Source organism: Glutamicibacter sp. (assembly GCF_035257265.1).
In the GTDB taxonomy this organism is placed as follows: Bacteria; Actinomycetota; Actinomycetes; order Actinomycetales; family Micrococcaceae; genus Glutamicibacter.
Genome location: NZ_DATEXC010000027.1, coordinates 70,948 through 91,782 on the forward strand (window position 1 = coordinate 70,948; position 20,835 = coordinate 91,782).

Below are 20,835 nucleotides of genomic sequence, written 5' to 3' on the forward strand. Positions count from 1 at the left end.
AAGGCTGTTGTATTTGTATTTTTTGCAAATAAAGAAGTTTCGGATAACGCACCACATTGATCTACAATCCCCTTTTGGTCTGAGGTTTACCAGTGACCGCGTCAATTATTCTGGCGCCGTACCTTGCCCCAAGACGCCGCAAAATCTTCAGTAAAAATGTATGAATTGACGTGGTGTTTCAGCCTCAGGCATTGCGCGTTTCGCAAATTATGTGCAAGAATCGCAATCCAGTTTCAAACGCTGAGGACGCTCGATGGGCGACAATAAAAATATTCTGCTAGTTCCGTTCGGGCAAACGATCCAGACTCCGTTGCTTTCGTCAACGTGGTCCTGAACAGTAGGTATCAGTTTGAATTGATCTCTAAGGACGTTGATGCCTTCTTCTTACAGATGAAAACACCCGAAAATCATCCTGAGCTGTGCGGTAATATAGCTACCCATAATGCAATGATCATCGCAGAATATGTTCTTATGATGCTCCGGAATCCGAGATCGCATTGCACGAAGCAGGTTTCTCATCAGGCATTCCTAGATAGGGTATTTTGTTAGTAAAACTTGCGTCGTTCGAATACAACCCTTGGTTCATCCGCCGATAGAATCCATTCATGGATCTACTCTTTCATGGATTTTCCTTGTCGCCTTCAACCTTGGCTGAAGAGGGCGAGAACCTCAGCCTACAGTCGCTACAGCCTAAGTACGAGCCTATCGATCACGCAGCCTATGTCGATATGTTGGAGTCTTCTTTAGCAGAGAGATCGTCCAGAGCTGCTCGGAATATTGCGCTCACAGGAAACTATGGCAGTGGCAAGAGCAGTATTATTAGCGAACTGGAATCAAGGTTGGGCAATCGCTCTGTAAACCTTGCCCTCGCTACAATGCAAGAAGACCTCCCTCCGGCGAACTCTAATGATGGAGAATCGGGCCAGGGAAAGCCATCTCTAGTAACAAACTTCATCCAAAAAGAAATCGTAAAACAGCTGTTGTACCGCGAGAAACCTTCGCGAATGAGGGGATCGAGGTATCGACGCATTGAGTCATTTCGCTGGTGGCCAGCAACCGGAATTTCGGCCGGGCTTGCCCTGGCGGTTGCTTTCATGCTCATTGTTACGGGCATGGGAGACCGAATTAGCCAGAGAATCCCAAGTGACATTTTCTGGGTTCAAGCGCTGATTCTATCGACGCTCACAATCATCCTTGCTGGCACTTTCTTAACGATTCTGTGGACTGCTCATGGAAAGCTTCGCGTAGACAAATTTACAGCGGGAGCCGCATCTTTTTCGCTTACCGGTAGCGACAGTTACTACTTCGACATTTTCCTCGACGAAATCATCTTCTTCTTCCAGCGTACAGGTTGTGATGTGGCTGTGTTCGAGGATATTGACCGGTTTGAGGATCCCCATATCTTCGAGACTTTGAGGGAGCTGAACACGATCTTGAACAGCTCCAAGCAGCTCGGCCAACGCCCTATCAGGTTCGTCTATGCAATCAAAGACAGTGTATTTGAGATGCTGGGCCGTCCGCGAGAAGATGGCAAGCAGGCTCGGGAGTGGTCCGAAACGGCAGCAAATCGTACAAAGTTTTTCGATCTCGTCGTCCCGATCGTTCCGTTCATCACCCACCGTACGTCCCGCGACCTGATTACTGAGCAAATGGAGCATTCACCAGAAGGTCCCTCGGCAAACGTCATCTCCACTGTGGCCCCATATCTGACAGATATGCGCTTGATCAAGAACATTCGCAATGAGTACGAGATCTTCCGCCGGGTCGTGTTATCTGCCAGCGACGGCTTGGTGGGTCTGAACGCGGACTCTCTATTTGCAATGGTCATCTACAAGAACGTGCACTTGACGGACTACGAAATGATTAAGAGCAACGAAAGTAGACTGGACGATTTGTATCGGGCAAGCCGTCTACTGGTAAAAGAGAATATTGATCGGCTTGATCAGGAGATCCGCGATCTTTCTGTCCGGCGAACGAGGCTGGAGAGCGCTACAGCGCAAGGGCAAACTTATGCCACAAGGCTTTTCCAAAGATTAAGCACCACTAGCGATCTATTCGGTGCAAAATGGGACCAACAGGTACGGGTGAATGGTTCGAGCTATTCCTTAAGTGCCGCGTCAAGCGATAATTTTTGGTCCGAGTTCCTTGCACATGGTGGAGATGTCCGCGCCCTTGACGGATGGGGGAACCAGCGGAGAACAGCACTCTCCGTTGAGCTCGTGGAAAAGCTTTTGGGCATGAAATTGGAACCTGAAGATTGGAAGACCAGCGAGCTCTCTGGCCTAGAAGAACAGATCGCTTCCTGTGAAAAAGAAAAGGCCTTTCTCAAATCAGCAGATATTTCCGCACTTGTCGCTCGTCCTGACTTAGTGGTGGGCAAGAAGGAACGGACATCCTTGCTTGATTATGCGCGATCCAAGAATTTATCCGAACTAGCTATCAAGCTTCTGGAAACGAAGCACATCGATGAGAACTACGCCCTCTACGTTTCCAAGTTCCATGGCATCAATGTTTCAATGCCCGCGATGAACTTCATCCTTAAAGTCGTCCAGCCTGGTACGACCGACGCGTACTTTCAACTGACTAGGGCACAGGACGTGCAAGGCGTTATCGACGAGGCGGGGGACAGTCTCTTCAACCAAGAAGCAATCTACAACATAGACATTATCGACTATCTGATAAAGACCGGCGACACTCGTCTTGACCGTACATATAAGCGGCTCGCACGAGTAAGCGTCCCCGACTTGGAGTTCATAGGAACCTACATACGTGAAGGTGGAAGCCCTGAATCGCTAATAAGTAATTTGGCGCCTCAGTGGACTGGTGTGTTTACATTCTTGGGCAATTTCCAGGGCACCCCGCCCGAACGAATGGTCCGATTACTAGACAGTGCGTTATTAGGCTCAGCTTCCACGTTGACGTATGAATTCGACGAAAATATCCGGAAGCTACTTTTTGATGAATACCCCGAGCTTTCTACATTTACTGGATGCATTGATGAAGTAGAGGCTAACAAGGTAGCGAACCTTCTTCAGAGATTTGGTATTTTCATACCTGAGCTTGAGTTCGTAACTTCGTCCGTTCGGCAGCATCTTATTGATGGTCATCTGTACCAACTGACGTTACCTAATCTGTCCTCCGCGCTGGAAGGCGAGTCCGATCTCGCTCTCGATGTAATTAAGGACTCAAGCCGCTCTGTATATGAATATGTCCTGCGCGAACTACCAACGTATCTTTCTGTATTGGGAGAGGAGACTCCAACCATCAGGGACGCCTCGCGATTCCCCGCGGTCCTAATTGATGTAGCGGATAGTGAGCCGAAACCACTCAGCCTCCTCATAAGCCGAGCTCATCGGGATTGTGTTCTCGAGGATCTTGCCACTGTTCCCACTGCCGTTTGGCCGCACATCGCCGAAGCCGGGCGCATGCTGCCATCATTCAAGAACGTAAATACCTACCTCGGAGTCGAAGACGAGCAAGCATTGGACAGCAACCTCGCACATTTCCTGGAAAATGAGCCGATCATCCTAGACACTCCTGAGGAAGCGGATGAGACGTCCGCACGAATGGCTGTACGGTTCATCAATTCAAAATTGCTAGAAACTTCAACGGCCATATCACTCGTCAAGAGCCTTCGACTCAATTCCCCAATAGCACTTAGTGAGATCAAGCCTCGGGACAGCGATATATTCGGCGAACTCCTGGCTTTAGGTCTTCTAAACGACACGAGCGAACTTTTCGTCCATATCGCCGACCAAAACTGGGCTACCAAAGAAAAAATAATTGTTTCTTCGACGAAATTTCACTCCTATCTAGAGGATGTCAAGCTCAGCAGGACCGAAATCCACAACATAGCCACTAGCGTTGAAGTCCCCAACCTAGTTAAAGAGGCACTGATCTTAGCGTTGCCCGCATACCAAGATGTTCCAGATAGAAAGTCGTTGCAGGCTCTCGCCCATCAATCTCTGGTGTCCAACTTCCCAGTCACTCTGGCATCTCTGACTGTTATGATCACGGGGAACATCTCACATGATGCTTCACTTCAGCTTCTTGTCCCTCACTTGCGATCCATTGATCGGGATGACCTCATGAAGATTGTTGGACTTTTGGGAACGCCCTATGACATGCTTACACGCAAAGGAGGACATCAACCTCTCCTGCCGGATACTCCGGAAGTTAAAGCGTTGCTCAGGGTACTGAAGGAAATGAAACTCGTTAGCTCGGTTTCTTTTGACAAGAAGGCTAAAAAAGTGCGAGTTTACATGAAACGCGCAGAAACATCCTGACGCGTTTGGTCTGTAGCCCCCGGCCTTGGATCAAGTGCTCGAAGAGCTCAGCACTAGGAGATTTGGGATGTTGCTCCCCCGCCGTTCCAGCTTCTACGATCTCATTCTGATCCGGTCGAAAATTGTTTAGGATCATCTCCAATTATGGGTGTTCCAGGTTCTCCTCACCACATGATCCACAACGAAACTATCACATGGTTTGCTTTAGGTCTCTCGGATTCAGCTGGGCGCCCTGCCCCATGATGCTACCGTATGTATTCCATTACTGGCTCATCACGGATCCCGGGTCTCAGCAAAGGATCCTTTGCCCAGATTCAGGACAACTTATCTCTGAGTCCATCACGAAGTGTCGTGGCCGTGTTGTTATTTTCCTTAAAGCCAAATGCAGTGGAAGCACGAAGCTTTCTGAACCTGAATTATGCTCTTCCAGGAGAACCCGAATTGAGGAATAATCTGAGCGTTGCCTGCTGGCAAGCATTCTCCAGGCTTCCGTCCCGAAGTATGGAAACCCTTTCCTCACAGTATCTAAATCGACCGTTTTTGGTGTCCTGTATATGGCCCCTTCACCGGGCTTTTTCTCGGGTGGGGTATACGGGAATCTGAAATCTTTGAAAACTCGGAGTTTCGAAAATTTACCCAGTCAACGGATCGAGTGCCCCGTATGGCGACCGGCTTGCGAGACCCTCTGGCGGGGCACGGTGAAACAGTCCAGCAGAAATCTTAAGCTGGCCTGCGGCTTTGCTATGGTCTCCGAAAATGATCACAGCACACTCATCGAGCACAGGTTTCACGAGATGGGCTTGAGAGTCTCTTACGGTGCCCACGTGGATGAACGAGACATATTCGATTCTTCCTCCATCGCTTCGCGGGTAGCTGACCTGCATGATGCTTTTGCTGATCCTGAGGTCAAGGCCATCATCACCGTCATCGGTGGATACAACAGTAATGAGCTTCTCCCACACCTGGACTGGGATCTGAATGCCGCTAGTCCCAAGATCCTCTGCGGCTATTCGGATATTACAGCGCTCCAGAACGCGATCCTCGCCCACACTGGTCTCGTGACATATTCGGGCCCGCACTGGTCAAGCTTTGGGATGCGTAACCACTTCGAAGAGACCCGGCGCTGGTTCATCGATGCCCTGTTTGACGGATACAAGATGGAACTGTCCCCATCCCTGACTTGGACTGACGATACTTGGTTCCTCGACCAGGACAATCGAAGCATCCTGCCCGGGGAAGGATGGTGGGCCCTGCAGCGTGGAACCGCGTCCGGCCACATCATTGGCGGCAACCTGTGCACACTGAATCTTCTCCAGGGAACGGGCCATATGCCGTCGCTTAATGGAGCAATGCTCATGTTGGAAGACGATTCCATGACAGATCCATCGACCTTCGCCCGCGACCTTGCTTCACTCCTACAAACCGCCGAAGCAAGTGAAATCCGAGGTTTGATAATCGGCAGGTTCCAGCAGGCAACCGGCATGACCCGCGAGATTCTAAAGGAGATTGTTTCCAGGCAGCCAACGTTGGCCGGTCTACCTGTCTTGGCGAACGTCGATTTCGGGCATACCCAACCACAAATGACCCTGCCAATCGGTGGCCAGTCCGCTTTGAATTTGGAATCGACCAGTAGTCTCCAGATCGCTGAATACTAAGAAGGGCGCCGAGCAACCACATCCAAGCACTATGGAAAAGCTCTCATTATTAGTCTGATATTTCGGGGTTTCGAAACCTGTAGAGCCTTACCTCAAACCTTTTTTCACTTCGCATTGCCTCAGGGCTGAAAATTGTCCTGCAGGAGGTTCCATATATGCGAACCAAGGGGGTGCTGCCGTTATCGCCTAGACGCGTCGTCTTCATAGAGAATAGTGCTTTGGCAGATGGATTCTATTTCGATCTCGTGGATTACTCTGATGTCAATGATGTCTCCACTGGGAGGTATGTAGTTGTACGCCACCTATGGGAGATCACGGAAGATAGGCCAGCGGTGAACGATTCCAACGTTCTCAGTCAAGCAACAACACACGTGGAGGCTTTGGGAATGAAGCCGACTGTTGTCGGCCTTCCAGGGTGGCAGGGAAGCGTGGATAATCCGGCAGCGTCTCTTGCGTGGTTTTTCGACAACGGGTTCTACGTATTCGAAATTGATGACGACGTGACGTAGCTCGGATGATTTGCCGTTCCGTTTTCTCTGAACTGATGTATGTGTCCCAGTAAAGGTTCGACGAAAGGAACAACAAGGCGGACAAAGGGTTGATCCGTGAGCGTCTAGGAGCTGGCGCGGTGAAGCATCGCGACAATCCTTTCAGCGGTTACCTCTGGAGCTTCGCTACCTGTAATTATGGTTTCAGTGGCCAGGTCTCGCGTTCCTTCGTCATCGAGCCATTCCGCGAGAAAATCATGTCCTGAGCTGATCCAGTCCGTACCTTTTGAATCAAGCGCTCTACTACGTAGCGTGCTCAATGCTTCGGAACGGTCTGCTGAAGGCAAGACAAGCAAGACGCAAGTCATATCCTTCAGAGCATTCCTTACACCTTGGAAGTGTCGTTCATTTTTGTACGATGTATTTCCTGCACCCATAGCGACAACGGCACCGGGATAGTCCGCTAATACGCGAGTCACAGCATGTGCTCGCGCGACTTCCCATTCACGCTCGGCAGCTACGCGACCTACCAATGAACTTCTGTACGAGAGCTGTTCGAGGCTCCAACCAACCTCCTCGTAGTAGTGATCTGCAACTTCGTCTATATCGACAAATGGAACAGACAAGCTCGTAGCTACGATTTGGCCCAAGGTCGATTTTCCTGTTGCGGCCGGACCGATCAGGATCAGCGGAGAATTGCGACTCATAAAGCAATCTTGGCATCGGAAATACTGAAAGCGACACGGCTTCATGAATAAGCGCTGTCGTCGTGTCCGATTAGGGTTGATGACCGGGACAGACCCCGACACCCCTACTTTGTTTTAATGGTCTTCCCGGGCGAAGAAAATATTGATGGACAGAGCTTACGGCCAGTCCTTCACATTCAGGTCGTTTGGTTCGAGTCAGTCCGCACCCCGATGCCGGCTTTGAGAATCGCTGCTGCCAGCTCTGGTTGAGTTGGGCAGGCTTCGGGGTTTGGACAAACCAGCAGGCTCAGTGCGCGAAGACCCAGGCACAGTTGTGAGCCAGGCAGGAGGGGAAGCAATGCCGTTTCAGCGGCCTTGGAAATGCCCCAACCAGCGACTTGCGCGATCCAAGAAGGCGCCCCGGCGTCGACCACGGCAGTCTCGAAGACACTGCCAACCGCATCCGCGATAACCGCGGGGTCAATGACATCAGCGAGGTCGGCCAGCATCTCGCACAGCCAGTGTTTGCTTTTTCCACGCTTTGCAGCTTCACCAGCCAACTCAACTGACAAATCGAGCAGCGCGACCGCGAAATCCTTTGACTCCATGACAGTGAGGCCCGCATTAATCAGGACGCGCTCAACTTCGCGAGCCCTTGCTGCTTGTTGCGTTGATAGGTATGGATTCGCTGTATGAGGCGCGACGCTGCCCGGGATGGCCGTGTCCGTCGAGGCTGAGTGGGTCGACGAAGGAGAATTGTTTGAACTCTGACTGAATCCCGAAGATTGCCCCCCGTGCACGGGCGATGGGCATCGGGCTTGGGCAAGGCTACTGCGGTGCCCTCTAATTGGTGCTGTACAAGACATACTTTTGACACTAGCCTACTTCCCCCGCTTCGCTCTTGATCGCTGATCCGACCCCACGGGCACAAGCCTTCTACCGAAAGAATGGCTTCTTCAACGACGGGACAGTGAGGATCGAAGACGCCGTACGTTCAGTCCGAATGACCCGAACGCTCTAAACAGCAACGTCCGGTAAAGGTTCCGCTTACGGGACACCAAAAACGAACGATACTGACACAGTGAGAGCTACGCCCCGAAATATTGTGCCCTGCATTGTGTGAAGTAACGGACGCGGCGCATTAATTGTCCAGGTGGTGACTGGACAATTTCGAGGACCTTCGTCATCGGCACTTATGGTTGATACATGTCCCAGACGAACGAGAACTACCCAATGATTATTCTGATGCTCTAGCGACCCTAAAAGCGTTGATCCATGAGACCCAGCATCGCGCCCATCGGATGGTCAATACGGCCATGGTTGAGCTGTACTGGAATATCGGACGAATCATTCTTGATCGTCAGGCAGACCAGCCGTGGGGAAGCAAAGTCTTCGACAGAGTAGCTCGGGACCTACGAGCAGAGTTCCCTCACATGAAAGGTTTTTCGCGGACGAATCTCTACAACATGCGAGACTTTGCCGAGGCCTGGGGCGATGACGAGTCAATTGTCCAGTCAATAACTGGACAATTGAGCTGGACTCACAACGTCGCACTTCTGAACAAGATTACTGACCGAGCACTACGCCAGTGGTACGCGCAGCGTGCTGTTCAGCATGGGTGGTCTGTGGCGGTTCTTGAACACCAAATTCACACTCAACTGCACGCTCGGGAAGGCGCCGCTCCAAACAATCTTGAATCTCGTTTACCAAGCGAAGGAACTGACCTAGCCCGTGAGGTTGCTAGAGATCCCTTAATTTTCGACTTCTTAGGGCTCACGGAAGAGGCGCAGGAGCATGCCTTGGAAGAAGCCATGACCTTGCGTTTGTCGCAGACGTTGGCAGAGTTTGGTGCGGGTTTCGCGTTCCTAGGACGGAAATACCATCTCGATGTCGATGGCGATGATTTCTATATTGATCTGTTGCTGTATCACGTGCCGTCCGACCGGTACGTTGTTGTTGAGTTGAAAGCTGGAAAGTTCAAACCCGAGCACTTGGGGCAACTGAATTTCTACGTCGCGGCCGTCAACGACATGTTGCGGCTTCCCCGTCAGGCGCCAACAGTGGGGATCCTTGTGTGCGGGTCCAAAAATGATCGGACGGTACGCTACGCGTTGGATGGTTCTACACAGCCTTTAGCGGTTTCGTCTTATACGTATGAGGCTCTGCCTCAAGAAGAGAAGACGACTTTGCCGTCCCCTGAAGCGATTGCGGCTGCGTTAGAAATCGACGGTGAAACGGCGAGTCAGTCGCGCCTGTGAGACGTCTTGCAACCCATGGATTATAAGACGTCTCGCCGTCCACCTTTTCTTCAGATGCAAATCCTTGCAAACTCGACGCCCGAACCGTCTTGCAACTATGTGCTGTAACCAACCTCTTCGGATTATGTCCCCATTATCAGTTGCAAGACACCTTCGGCTAGCTCTTCGCAGATCGTCAAGTACCCCTACCATCAATAGATGTGTCGAAGTCTATCCAGGTTTCTCATCATGCCCCGCCAACTTCAGTTGAATACCTGGTCTTCAGGAAATCAAGAGCTCCAGGCAGACCCACCATTCACGAGCCAAGAGGCCAGTCGTTCAATCCAACAAATCGAGAACCACCCAACAGTCCTTGACCGGGTTCAAAACGATTAAATCCCCACCCATTCGGAGCTACCGGAAGTGAAGTGCTGCTTCTTCCAAATCGGCACCTCAGCCTTGATGCGTTCTACCAAGTTCTCGATGGCGTCAAACGCTTCCTTGCGGTGCGCTGCAGCCGAGGCAGCCACCAGAGCGGCATCACCAATCTTCAGCGGACCCACGCGGTGCACGGCCGAGAGTTTCAGTCCAGTACGTTCCTCTTCTTCCGCGATGATCTTCTCCAGGAATTCTTGGGCCTGCGGATGATGTGAGTAGTCCAGCGAGTTCACCGACTGTCCACCATCGTGATTGCGGATAATCCCGTGGAAGAGCACCACCGCCCCGGCCGTATCGGACTGCACCGCGGTGCGTACCGCAGCCTCGTCGATGGGTTCTTCGGTAATCAGGGCATAGCTCATAGTCAGGCTCCTTCAGCTTTCGAGGGTTCGGCCAGCAGATTCGGGGCCAGGGCCGCCAAGACGGGGATTCCACCCTCAAGATAGTTAACATCCACTCCACGGCCGGCCAATAATGCGGCGGCACGCTGCGAGCGGGGGCCACGGGCACAGTACACCGTGACGCGAGCGGGGATCTGCCCTAGGGTCGCGCCAGCTTCAATGGCGGCTTCCAATTCAGGCAAAGGCATGAACAGCGAACCGGCAATGTGCCGTTCGAAGCGTTCATCTTCATTGCGCACATCCAACAAGACTGGTGCTTCGCCACTAGCTAGTGCTTCGGCGAGCGCGGCAGCGTCGATGCCTTGCACTTCGGGCAGCGATCCGGAGCAGAACAGCACGTAGTCGATCAGCTCGGTCACTTCTGCGGCTTGCGGGTCACGTGAATATTCAAGGCTGCGGGTGTTGGCGGCCAGTGCGTCATAGATCAACACTTTGCCCACCAGTGGCTTGCCGATTCCGGTAATAAGCTTCAGCGCTTCGGTGGCCAACAGCGAACCGATGGTTCCGCATAATCCGGGCAGTACTCCCCCGACCGCGCAGTCCGGCACCGTCCCCGGGGCTGGTGGCACCGGGAAGAGATCGCGGTAGCCCGGACCGTGCTCGTGCCAGGCCACGGAGACTTGGCCGTGGTGTTGCAGAATTGATCCCCAGATCAGTGGGATACCGGAGAGCTGCGCGGCATCATTGCTTAGATATCGTGTCGGGAAGTTGTCACTTCCATCAATCACGAGGTCATAATTCGCAAAGATCTCCAGCGCATTGTCCGAGTCCAGCCGCAGCATGTGCTCGATGATTCTCACATTAGGGTCCAATCCGGTGGCCGCTTGGGCCAGCGAAGTGGTCTTAGCAACCCCGATATTTGCGGTGGTGTGGGTGATCTGGCGGTGCAAATTTGATAACTCAACTACATCATCATCAACTATCCCAATCGTGCCCACCCCGGCCCCGACCAGATACGGGATGCAGGCACTACCCAGCCCACCGGCGCCGATCACCAGTACCCGGGCGGCAGCCAATCGGCGCTGGGCAATGAGATTAAACCCAGGCAGCGAAAGTTGCCGTTCGGCCCGTTGCCGCTGCTCTGCGCTCAGTTCAGCCCCGGGGCCAACAAGGGCTGGAAAGTCGCGTTCGCTCATCATCGTGTCCTCCGCGCACCGGCGCGATAGCATGAAGTCATGTCGAAGATTACGATACGCTACTTCGCTGCCGCCGCAGCGGCGGCGGGGACCGAGCAGGAGTTATGGAACAAACCAGAAACCCTAGCCCAATTGCGTACAGAGCTCAGTGAAGCCTATGGCCCTGCGATGGCCCAGGTACTGCGCGCCGGAAGCTTCCTGATCAACGGCGTAGTCCGGCGCGACGCCGGTGGATTAGGCAATGATGAGTCGCTGACCGTGGACGTACTGCCGCCCTTTGCGGGCGGATAATCCATGTCCTGTACCCTAGAAAACCACCGCTTCGAGCTTGAGGCGCTATTGCGCCCGGTATTCAGCTCCTTAGGTACCCGGATACTACCGGTGGCAAGCGCCGAGCTCTGCGACAAGGTCACCAGCGAAGATCTCTTTGCTGCCTTGCCCATCCCAGCCTTCACCAATTCGCAGATGGATGGTTATGCTGCGCGCAGCGCCGACCTGATCTCCGCTTCCCCAACTACCCCGGCTACCCTGCCTTTGGGCTTCACCGCCGCAGCCGGAGACCGGCAGCTTCAACTCCAGCCGGGCACCGTCAGCCCGGTGATGACCGGGGCGATGATTCCCCAGGGAGCGGACACCGTCATCCCCGTAGAAGAAAGCGTCCTCGGTACTTTTCCGAAGCTGATTCGTCCGGGCCAAGGCGCTGTCAGCGGTCATGCACAGTTCACCGCACGCAGCGTCCCGGGACGATTCATCCGCCCGGTCGGAGTTGACCTGGAAGCCGGAGCCTTAGTGGCTAGTGCCGGTACCAGGCTGACCCCCACGATGATTGCAGCCCTGGCTTCCAGCGGACTACGCGAGATCCCGGTGCGCCGGACACTGACGGTGGCACTGTGCACTACCGGCGACGAACTGGGCGGTACCAACCCGGACGAGGGCCAGATCCCGGATGCGAACTCCCCCATGCTCGCAGCCCTGCTGCGCCGCTACGGGGTAGATGTGCGCACCCTCCAGCTGCCTGATGACCCAGACCGGTTCGCGGTAGCTATCGATCAGCTCCAAGAACAAGTCGATCTGATCCTCACCGTTGGTGGGATTAGTGCAGGCGCTTACGAAGTGGTCCGGCAGGCGCTCGCCGGACGTGGAGGAAATTTCCATCATGTGGCGATCCAACCCGGCGGGCCACAGGGCTTCGCCCAGCTGGAGCACGCCGTAGTACTGTGTTTTCCGGGGAACCCGGTCAGCGCCCTGCTTTCGGTTGAACTATTTCTCACCCCGTTACTGCGCGCGCTCGGTGGACTATCGGAACCGCAACCGGAGCACTTCCCATTGGCGCAAACGGTAAGTTCCCCGGAACATAAGCACCAGGTGCGCCGGGCACTGATCCAAGATGGTCAGGTCACCATCCTGGATCCAGGATCACATCTGGTTCATGACCTTGCCCGCGCCGACGCGCTGGTGCATATCCCGGTAGGAGTCAGCGAGCTGGCCGCCGGGCAAAGCGTTGAAATTTGGAGAATGAATGTCTGAGAAACTCACCCACCTGCGCGAAGACGGCAGTGCTCATATGGTCGATGTCAGCGATAAAGCCGTCACCAAGCGTGTGGCTACCGCCGAGGCCATCTTCGTCACCCGCCCGGAGGTCATTAAAATGCTGATGACCGGAAATCTGCCCAAGGGCGAAGCGCTGGGCACCGCCCGAGTCGCCGGCATCATGGCAGCCAAGCGAACCTGGGAACTGATCCCGCTATGCCACCCGCTCCCCATCTCCAAGGTCTCCATCGACTTCACTGCAGAGGATTCGGCTGTGCGGGTTACCGCACAGGTGACCACCAAGGGTGTCACAGGGGTGGAAATGGAAGCCTTAACAGCTGCCAGCGTGGCCGCACTGACCCTCTATGACATGGTCAAGGCCGTGGACAAGCATGCCGAGGTTTGCTCTGTGAAGGTGTTGGCTAAGTCTGGCGGAAAGAGTGGTGACTGGGTTCGTGGAGACTAATCGTAGTGCTGCGGTAGTGGTCGCCTCCACCAGTGCGGCGGCAGGAACCACCGTAGACAGAACCGGGTCACTGATTACCAGGTGGCTGACCGAGCACGGTTTTGAAACCGGTGATCCACAGGTAGTTGCCGATGGGCAGCCGGTGCGTTTTGCCGTAGATGAGTTATTGGCTCATGGCGTTCAGGTAGTAATCATCACCGGCGGAACTGGGGTCTCCCCCGATGATCAGTCCCCCGAAATGGTCGCCCCGTTGTTGGACGTACAATTGCCCGGTATTATCGAGGCCATCCGCCGTCGCGGTGAAGCGTCCACCCCGCTGTCGATTATTACTCGCGGAGTCGCCGGGTTTGCGGGCAAGAGTTTTGTGATTACGCTTCCCGGTTCTTCCGGTGGGGTGAAGGACGGGTTGGCCGTGTTGGATCCGGTTCTAGATCACCTGTTAGCCCAGCGTGACGGTGACACCGGGCACGGTCCACGCTAATGATCATTTCACTAGCTTCAATCTGAAAGGCCACATCGTTGAGTATCGAGCCTGGAATTTACCAGCACTTTAAGGGTCAGCGCTACGAAGTGCTGGCCGTAGGCAAACACACTGAGACCGAAGAGCCACTGGTCTTTTACCGCATGCTCTACGGTGACTACAGTTTTTGGGCCCGTCCGTTGGCGATGTTTGACGAAGAGATTGAGCGCGACGGTTACAAAGGTCCGCGTTTCGCCCGGATTGCTTAGCCTGGAATGCTGTTTGATCCGCTGCTACTGTGAATCAGCTAGGTTATAGCGTTCCAACGCCGCCGCGAATGACGAGATCTGCTCTTCGCTCCAGCCCGTTAAGCGATCGTTAACCGCGTCGCGCTGCACTGCGGCAGAAGCTTCTAATCGTTCTCGTCCCAGATCGGTCAGCCCTAGTACGCGACCACGACCTGCCTCCGCGTCGTCGTAGGCGGCATAGCCTAAATCCAGTAGCGTACCGACCTGCCGGGAGACTGTCGAACGGTTTAATGCGAAGGCTTCAGCGATGTCAGTGGCCCGGGTTCCGGGAGTATCTGCAATAAATCGCAGAAGCGAATGCTCCACCAGACTCAGCGGTTCAGCCAGCTGCCGAGCGCGCGCATTGGCACGTCGGGTGATCATCTGCATGTGTAGGTAGACCGATTGGATATCGATCTCGCGCTGTTCGGTGCCCATAGTCCGAGTCTAGTACGTAGCGCAATAACCACACTTTCAATGTTGCATAATGCAACATTGTGAGTATTCTTTAACTCTAATGACTCTCACTGATACCTCCCCCGCTAAAACTCCTTCCTCTAGACACGCAAGCACCCCCACGCCAAAGAAGTCTTCCGCAGCGGAGCCCGCGAAGCTTGGCTGGGGGAAGCTGGTTTTGACCATGCTGATCCCATTTTTCCTTTGCGCGATTATGGGCTTGTTCTACTTAGGTGCTTTCCACGCACCTGCACCCCATAACGTACAGGTGGCGGTCGTTGGTGATTCTGCGCAGTCCAAGGTCTTCGCACAGTCCCTTCAGGACAAGGCAGACGGAGCACTGAGCGTGCGCACCGTACCTGACGCCCGGAGCGCTGAAAAGCTTGTCGCGCAGCGAGAGATCGTGGCAGCCTACGAAACCAAGGACTCGATGGCAACCCTCTTCGCCTCCAGTGCAGCTTCGGAAACATCGCTGAACATCGCTCAGAAGATTTTCATGAATCTTGCATTTGAGCAGGGACAGCGATTCCACATCGAAGATGTGGTTCCCACCGGAGAACAAGACAGCACCGGTCAGGGGCTATTCTTCTTGTTGGTGGCACTGAGTATCGGTGGTTATGCCAGTGCGGTGCCACTTGCAGGCTTCATGGGCAAGGTCAACCTTCCGGTTCGTTTTGCCATGGCGGCAGTTGCCGCAGCGGTGGTGGCTTCGATTGCGGTATTGATTGCCGGACCGATATATCAGGTCATCAACAGCCATCACGCCGGGATTTGGTTAATTTCCTGGGCCTATGCAGCTGGCATCACCCTGCTAGGCCTAGGTTTACATCCCCTCTTGCGGCACTGGACCACACCCGTACTGACCCTGTGTTTCGTCGCCCTGAACTTCACCAGCTCAGGTGGAATTTTTCAACCGGAAATGCAGCCTGGCTTTTATGGCGCATTGAATACCTTCTGGAACGGCGCGGGGTGGCTACATGCGGTGCAAACCCTGGTCTACTTCCCAGATCAAGCGATCGGTATGGATATCTTGCGTCTGATTCTGTGGCTCGTTCCCGGGGTTGCATTGATCATTCTGACCCACACCTGGAGCGTGCGCAAAACTCGCCTAGCTATTGAGAATGCAAAGATCAAAGAAGTCGAAGAAACCGTTGCGGCGTAGCTGAAACGGTTCGCTGTGCGGTCAAGTGCCACGATGGCGCTAGCCGCACCTTTCGCATCGTCGAGTACGTCCCGCTTGCGCGGAACCGCACACTTGGTTAGCCGCGCAGGAGTTTTCCATGGGCCGCGTGCAGTGCGCGATTTAGCCCATCCACCGCTTCTGCCATCACAGCGGTGCCCACATCATGAAATGAGCCCATACCGCCACGGTACAGTCCCAAGGCTTCGCCCGATGCCTCAGACAACTGCTCGCGGGTTTTGATATCAACAAAAAGATCGTCAAGCCAACTCGCCACATGATCTCGCCGCGAATCGTGATCATGTGCGGCGGCACGATGGAGTTTTGCGATCGCCGCGTGGAGTTCCACCAACGCCTGATTCATAGTGGCCATGAGCCAAGATTACCTGCGTGCACTGCACCAAAACCTAAGGAAGCACGTAAAACTATTTGCCTAGCTCAGATTTCGCCGACCGAGCCAGCGCCTAGTTGCGTGCTGACGTAACTGCGCACATCGTTCAGTTCATCCACATTAATCCCATGAGCCAAGCCGGGATAGATGCGTTGGGTCAACGATGAATGACGAGGCAAAAATTCGGCGGTGCGCTCGATTGCAACCTGCGCGATCACCCGGTCTTCGGATCCGCGGCCCCAGAACACCGCCGGCAACTGTTGCGCGAGCGTAGCGTCGGCTGACTGTTCCCCGCCGAGGACGAAACCACCAAGAATTGTCGTGGCCAGTACGCGTTCCGGGCGGGTTCGCAGCAACTGGCTTGCCATCAGACCACCCTGCGAGAACCCGATGGGAACGATCTTAGTTTCTGGATCCACATTTTCATCGACCCAGGCCCAGATAGCCTCGGTAGCCGCGCGAACCGGAGCCTCATCAGGTACGCCAGGAGTGGTGATTTGAAACCATGCCGCGCCACCCTGCCCCAGTTCCAACGGTGCCCGCAGAGAAGCCCATGGCAGGTCCAAGCCCAGCGGTTCAGCCAGCGAGCTCAAGTCGTTTTCGTTGGAGCCATACCCATGCAGGAAGACCAGCACGGCCGCAGATTGCGGATCGCTACTCCAATTGGCAGAACGCACGTCACTTAATAGATTGCTCATGGCAGGTCAGCTCCTCATAAGTTGCTCGCAGGTCAGGCCCCGCGGTGGAAGAAAGTTGGAGTACCTCGCATATTGGCCGATTCTTCAACAAGTTTAGAATACCGTAATTTATTGAAGATTCAAGTAATATGCTTCGATTCCACAAGTTCAGACTGCTTTCCTCTCAAGGCTCCAGCATTAGAAGGCATTAGCGAACTTGTGACGGATAATCGCGTTCAGTATAAAAATCCGCTCGTTTTCTCGGAACGCACTGGCATCTCGCGTACCCCGGTGGCATATATATGAGTGCCCAACTTTGCAGCCACCGAGGGTCCGGAAAATGCTGAGTTCAGCTCTGCCGCCTCGGCTAGGCGCGGCGCTGCAGGGAGCAGCGGCAGCTATTTTAGCGATTAAGAGCATCCCGAGGTGTTTTCTCAGGCAATGAATAGCTCGAAGTTTCCGGTCAGCGACGAGCACCCGGCGTTCTCCACGCTGGCACTTCAGCAGCGAACGTCAAGGTTATTTACACTTGACTCTTTTATCGGCTTGCAGCCAGGGCTTCACGTACCTGCTGCGAAGCTTTTAGCAGCTCAGGCAAGATCTTCTGTGCGGCCTGCACGGCAGATTCTAGGGTATTCGGGTGAACGCTCATCGACACATTCATTGCAGCGACCACGTTTCCGTCGGGACCGAACACCGGTACGGCGACCGAGCGTAACCCGATCTCCAATTCTTGATCCACTACGGCATATCCTTGCGCGCGGATCTTGTGCAGTTCCGCGAGCAAATCCTGCGGATTGTCGATACCCACACCGGTTGCCGCCGGTACCCCGGCAGACACAATGGCAGCTTGCTTTTCCTGGCTCTGGTAGGCCAGATGCACCCTGCCCATGGAAGTATTCAGCACTGGGAATCGGGTGCCCACCGAGATTCCCACGCGCATAATCGAACGGGTGTGGACCCTGGCAATATAAACGATGTCAGAGCCATCAAGCACGGATGCCGACGCAGATTCGTGCACCTTAGCCGACAATTCCTCCAAGACCGGTTCAATGAGCTGCGGCAGCGTTGCGCTAGAGAGGTACGCATAGCCCAGCTGCAAAACCTTGGAGGTCAGTTCGAAGTACTTTCCGTCCGAGCGGACATACCCAAGTTCTTGCAAGGTCAATAAGAACCGGCGCGCGGTGGCGCGGGACAGCCCGGTTCGCACGGCAACCTCAGACAGCGTCATTGCCGGATGGTCCACATCAAAGCTGCTGATCACCTGAAGCCCGCGCGCCAAAGACTGCACGGAGGAAGTAATTGCACCTTGCTCGCTCACGAAACTCCTTGCACAGACCATCACAACGGCCCGCTGGTATTGAAAAGTGGGGGTGCCTTACACAAAATACTGGTCAAGCACCCCCACTAATCTACTGTGTTTTAGGCCTTGGTCAGTTCAACCGGCACCTTGGACTGCAGTTCTTCGAAGCTGATTCCGTGTGCGGAACGTACGAAGACCTTTGAATCTCGTAATTCAAAGATTGCTACCTCGGTGTAGATTCGCGAGACGCAGCCAAGCCCGGTGACCGGGTAGGAAAGCGCCTCTACCAGCTTTGATTCGCCGGACTTGGTGAACAGGCTCATCATGACCCAAGTCTGTTTCGCACCAATGGCCAGATCCATGGCGCCGCCGACCGCAGGGATCGCGCCCTCAGCGCCGGTGTGCCAGTTCGCTAGGTCGCCGGCCTCGGAAACCTGGAAGGCTCCAAGTACACAAACGTCCAAGTGCCCGCCTCGCATCATTGCGAAGGAATCAGCGTGATGGAAGAAAGAGGCGCCAGGAAGTTCGGTGACCGGAATCTTGCCTGCGTTAATCAGATCCTCGTCAATGTCCTCCCCGGTAGCTACCGGCCCCATACCCAGCATGCCGTTTTCGGTGTGCAGGGTGACTCCCTGTTCACTGGTCAGGAAGTTTGAGACGTTAGTCGGCTGGCCAATTCCCAGGTTCACAAAGGCACCGGATGGAATATCCGCGGCGACCTTCTGAGCCATCTCATCGCGACTGAGTTTTTCTTGCGTGCTGGAGTAATTGCTCATTATTTGTTACCTCCAAGTGCCACAACGGTATCTACATAGATCCCTGGGGTGATGACGTTTTCAGGATCCAGGTTGCCTGCCTCGACTACCTCGTCCACCTGAACGATGGCCTGTTTGGCGGCGGTAGCCATAATCGGACCGAAGTTACGGGCGGTCTTGCGGTACACCAGGTTGCCCATAGTGTCAGCTTTGAGTGCCTTGATCAGCGCGAAGTCTGCATTGATCGGGGTTTCCAGAACATAACCCTTGCCATCAATAACTCGGGTTTCCTTGCCTTCGGCCAATAACGTGCCGTAACCGGTGGGAGTGAAGAATCCGCCAATGCCCGCACCTGCGGCACGGATACGCTCTGCGAGGTTTCCCTGCGGAACCAGTTCAAGTTCGATGTCCCCGGCGCGGTAGGCCTCGTCGAAGTGCCAGGAGTCTGACTGGCGCGGGAAGGAGCAGATAATTTTCTTCACCCGGCGTTCCTTGATCAGCAATGCGAGGCCAGCGTCAGCCTGACCGGCGTTATTGTTCACTACGGTCAAGTCCGTGGCGCCGCATTCCATCAGCGCGTCGATCAGTTCCATCGGCTGTCCTGCGTTACCGAAGCCACCGATCAAGACAGTTGAACCGTCCTTGATTTCGGCGACGGCGTCCGCAGCCGAGCTAGCTATGCGTGGTGCCATGTTTTTGCCTTTCTAAAGATTTGCGAAATCCAGTAGCCGGAGACTACTTGGTTGCGTTTTCGTTCTCGATAACTACTGCCAGCCCTTGGCCGACACCGATGCAGATCGCTGCCACACCGTAGCGCTGGCCGGATTCCTGCAGACGGCGTGCCGCGGTACCCAAGATGCGCAACCCCGAAGCACCCAGTGGGTGGCCGATGGAGATCGCGCCGCCCCATGCGTTGACGATGGTTGGGTCAATATCCCAGGCGCGAATGCAGGCCAAGGACTGTGCAGCGAAAGCTTCGTTGAGCTCAACGACTGAAATATCGGACCACTTCAGACCGGCCTTGGCCACTGCCTTATTGGCCGCTTCTACCGGGGCGAAGCCGAAGAACTGCGGGTCCAAGGCAAAGGAAGCGTTGGAGACGATACGGGCTAAGGGAGCGGCGCCTAGCAGCTCGCCGCCACGGGCAGAACCAATGAAGGCTGCCGAGGCACCGTCGCTCATTGGCGAGGCGTTCCCTGCAGTCACCGTGGCGTTCTCGCCGGTACGGAATACCGTGCGTAGTTTGGCCAAGGTTTCTGCGGTGGAATCAGCACGAATGGTTTCATCCCGCGTGAGCTCGGTTCCGCGCTTATTTGCTGGTGGAACCGAAACGACGAGGTTGTCATATTTTCCGGCATCCCATGCGGCCGCCGCCTGCTGGTGGGAAAGGGCCGAGAATTCGTCCTGATCTTCACGCGAGATATCGTGCTTTTCTCGCAGCTGCTCGGTGGCTTCACCCAGAGAAACGGTCCATTCACCAGGCATCGCCGGATTAACGAGACGCCAGCCCAAGGTGGTATTGGCCAGCTCTAGATTGGACATCGGGAAAGGGCGTTCGGTCTTTGGCAGAACCCAGGGGGCACGGCTCATCGATTCGACTCCACCGAGCAAGACTAAGTCAGCATCGCCGGTGGCGATCTGGCGGGAGGCCGCAATGGCTGCGTCCAGCGAAGAACCGCACAACCGGTTCATGGTGGTCCCTGGTAACGAGGTAGGAAGACCAGCCAGCAGGGTACTCATGCGTGCCACGTTGCGGTTTTCCTCACCGGCGCCGTTGGCGTTACCGAAGATCGCTTCATCGATGGAGCTGGCGTCGAGCTTGGGGGCGCGAGCCACCAGCTCTCGCACTACGTGCGCTGCGAGGTCATCGGGACGGTGGGAGGACAGCGCTCCGCCGATCTTCCCGAAGGGGGTTCGGATTGCGTCGTATAGGTATGCCTGCTGCATTTATCCACTACTCCATCGCTATTTTTGTTCGCACTGCGAACTTATGTTCGTAATAC

Annotated in this window: 21 protein-coding genes; 10 read left to right on the plus strand and 11 right to left on the minus strand. The window is 54.7% G+C overall.

The window, feature by feature from the left end; translation table 11 throughout:
* Positions 1–605: 605 nt before the first annotated feature.
* The 3 genes from VJ369_RS06365 to VJ369_RS06375 all read left to right on the plus strand — a co-directional run bounded on the left by VJ369_RS06365 (position 606) and on the right by VJ369_RS06375 (position 6,450).
* On the plus strand, positions 606–4,286 hold the full coding sequence (locus tag VJ369_RS06365) for a hypothetical protein (protein WP_324091251.1): 3,681 nt from the start codon (positions 606–608) through the stop codon (positions 4,284–4,286).
* 698 nt (positions 4,287–4,984) lie between these two features.
* A complete protein-coding gene (locus VJ369_RS06370) occupies positions 4,985–5,941 on the plus strand; it encodes a S66 family peptidase (protein WP_414652625.1) in 957 nt (318 codons plus the stop codon).
* A 218-nt stretch (positions 5,942–6,159) separates the two neighbouring features.
* Positions 6,160–6,450 carry a hypothetical protein gene (locus tag VJ369_RS06375; protein WP_324091253.1) on the plus strand — a complete coding sequence of 97 codons (291 nt, stop codon included), beginning with the start codon at positions 6,160–6,162 and terminating at the stop codon, positions 6,448–6,450.
* A gap of 104 nt (positions 6,451–6,554) precedes the next feature.
* Here VJ369_RS06375 and VJ369_RS06380 read toward each other — a convergent pair whose 3' ends face one another.
* Both VJ369_RS06380 and VJ369_RS06385 read right to left on the minus strand, forming a co-directional pair.
* Entirely contained in the window at positions 6,555–7,136 is a 582-nt protein-coding gene (locus tag VJ369_RS06380; protein WP_324091254.1) for a shikimate kinase, read from the minus strand.
* A 176-nt stretch (positions 7,137–7,312) separates the two neighbouring features.
* On the minus strand, positions 7,313–7,723 hold the full coding sequence (locus VJ369_RS06385; protein WP_324091255.1) for a hypothetical protein: 411 nt from the start codon (positions 7,721–7,723) through the stop codon (positions 7,313–7,315).
* 594 nt (positions 7,724–8,317) lie between these two features.
* Between VJ369_RS06385 and VJ369_RS06390 the strand changes: the two genes are divergently transcribed.
* Complete coding sequence (locus VJ369_RS06390) at positions 8,318–9,373, plus strand: PDDEXK nuclease domain-containing protein (protein ID WP_324091359.1); 1,056 nt, start codon at positions 8,318–8,320, stop codon at positions 9,371–9,373.
* A gap of 371 nt (positions 9,374–9,744) precedes the next feature.
* Here VJ369_RS06390 and VJ369_RS06395 read toward each other — a convergent pair whose 3' ends face one another.
* A complete protein-coding gene (locus tag VJ369_RS06395; RefSeq protein WP_324091256.1) occupies positions 9,745–10,152 on the minus strand; it encodes a molybdenum cofactor biosynthesis protein MoaE in 408 nt (135 codons plus the stop codon).
* A gap of 2 nt (positions 10,153–10,154) precedes the next feature.
* A complete protein-coding gene (locus VJ369_RS06400) occupies positions 10,155–11,327 on the minus strand; it encodes a ThiF family adenylyltransferase (protein WP_324091257.1) in 1,173 nt (390 codons plus the stop codon).
* 39 nt (positions 11,328–11,366) lie between these two features.
* Between VJ369_RS06400 and VJ369_RS06405 the strand changes: the two genes are divergently transcribed.
* The 5 genes from VJ369_RS06405 to VJ369_RS06425 are packed head-to-tail and all read left to right on the plus strand — an operon-like array spanning position 11,367 to position 14,052.
* Positions 11,367–11,618: a MoaD/ThiS family protein gene (locus tag VJ369_RS06405; RefSeq protein WP_324091258.1), complete on the plus strand. Its 252-nt coding sequence runs from the start codon at positions 11,367–11,369 to the stop codon at positions 11,616–11,618.
* A gap of 3 nt (positions 11,619–11,621) precedes the next feature.
* The gene (gene glp / locus VJ369_RS06410) at positions 11,622–12,854 is read left to right on the plus strand and encodes a gephyrin-like molybdotransferase Glp (RefSeq protein ID WP_324091259.1); all 1,233 of its coding nucleotides are present in this window, start codon (positions 11,622–11,624) and stop codon (positions 12,852–12,854) included.
* On the plus strand, positions 12,847–13,323 hold the full coding sequence (gene moaC, locus VJ369_RS06415; RefSeq protein ID WP_324091260.1) for a cyclic pyranopterin monophosphate synthase MoaC: 477 nt from the start codon (positions 12,847–12,849) through the stop codon (positions 13,321–13,323). The genes glp and moaC overlap by 8 nt, the downstream gene beginning before the upstream one ends.
* Complete coding sequence (locus tag VJ369_RS06420; protein WP_324091261.1) at positions 13,313–13,804, plus strand: MogA/MoaB family molybdenum cofactor biosynthesis protein; 492 nt, start codon at positions 13,313–13,315, stop codon at positions 13,802–13,804. The genes moaC and VJ369_RS06420 overlap by 11 nt, the downstream gene beginning before the upstream one ends.
* A 38-nt stretch (positions 13,805–13,842) precedes the next feature.
* Positions 13,843–14,052, plus strand: coding sequence for a DUF1653 domain-containing protein (locus tag VJ369_RS06425; RefSeq protein WP_324091262.1), 210 nt, complete (start codon positions 13,843–13,845; stop codon positions 14,050–14,052).
* A 24-nt stretch (positions 14,053–14,076) separates the two neighbouring features.
* Here the strand turns inward: VJ369_RS06425 and VJ369_RS06430 are convergent, their stop codons facing one another.
* The gene (locus VJ369_RS06430; protein ID WP_324091263.1) at positions 14,077–14,508 is read right to left on the minus strand and encodes a MarR family winged helix-turn-helix transcriptional regulator; all 432 of its coding nucleotides are present in this window, start codon (positions 14,506–14,508) and stop codon (positions 14,077–14,079) included.
* Between the two features lie 79 nt (positions 14,509–14,587).
* Here VJ369_RS06430 and VJ369_RS06435 point away from each other — a divergent pair, with 79 nt between their 5' ends.
* Complete coding sequence (locus VJ369_RS06435; protein ID WP_324091264.1) at positions 14,588–15,688, plus strand: ABC transporter permease; 1,101 nt, start codon at positions 14,588–14,590, stop codon at positions 15,686–15,688.
* Between the two features lie 97 nt (positions 15,689–15,785).
* On the opposite strand, the gene VJ369_RS06440 is transcribed toward VJ369_RS06435, so the two are convergent.
* From VJ369_RS06440 to VJ369_RS06465, 6 genes are all read right to left on the minus strand, one after another.
* Complete coding sequence (locus tag VJ369_RS06440) at positions 15,786–16,079, minus strand: DUF6966 domain-containing protein (RefSeq protein ID WP_324091265.1); 294 nt, start codon at positions 16,077–16,079, stop codon at positions 15,786–15,788.
* Positions 16,080–16,144: 65 nt separating this feature from the next.
* Positions 16,145–16,795 carry an alpha/beta hydrolase gene (locus VJ369_RS06445; RefSeq protein ID WP_324091266.1) on the minus strand — a complete coding sequence of 217 codons (651 nt, stop codon included), beginning with the start codon at positions 16,793–16,795 and terminating at the stop codon, positions 16,145–16,147.
* 517 nt (positions 16,796–17,312) lie between these two features.
* Positions 17,313–18,116 (minus strand): IclR family transcriptional regulator domain-containing protein, encoded by an 804-nt coding sequence (locus VJ369_RS06450; RefSeq protein ID WP_324091267.1) that lies wholly within the window; start codon positions 18,114–18,116, stop codon positions 17,313–17,315.
* 80 nt (positions 18,117–18,196) lie between these two features.
* Positions 18,197–18,853, minus strand: a complete 657-nt coding sequence (locus VJ369_RS06455; RefSeq protein WP_324091268.1) for a 3-oxoacid CoA-transferase subunit B — start codon at positions 18,851–18,853, stop codon at positions 18,197–18,199.
* Positions 18,853–19,524 (minus strand): 3-oxoacid CoA-transferase subunit A, encoded by a 672-nt coding sequence (locus VJ369_RS06460; RefSeq protein ID WP_324091269.1) that lies wholly within the window; start codon positions 19,522–19,524, stop codon positions 18,853–18,855. Before VJ369_RS06460 ends, VJ369_RS06455 begins: the two co-directional genes overlap by 1 nt.
* Positions 19,525–19,567: 43 nt before the next feature.
* On the minus strand, positions 19,568–20,779 hold the full coding sequence (locus VJ369_RS06465) for a thiolase family protein (protein ID WP_324091270.1): 1,212 nt from the start codon (positions 20,777–20,779) through the stop codon (positions 19,568–19,570).
* Positions 20,780–20,835 lie beyond the last annotated feature (56 nt).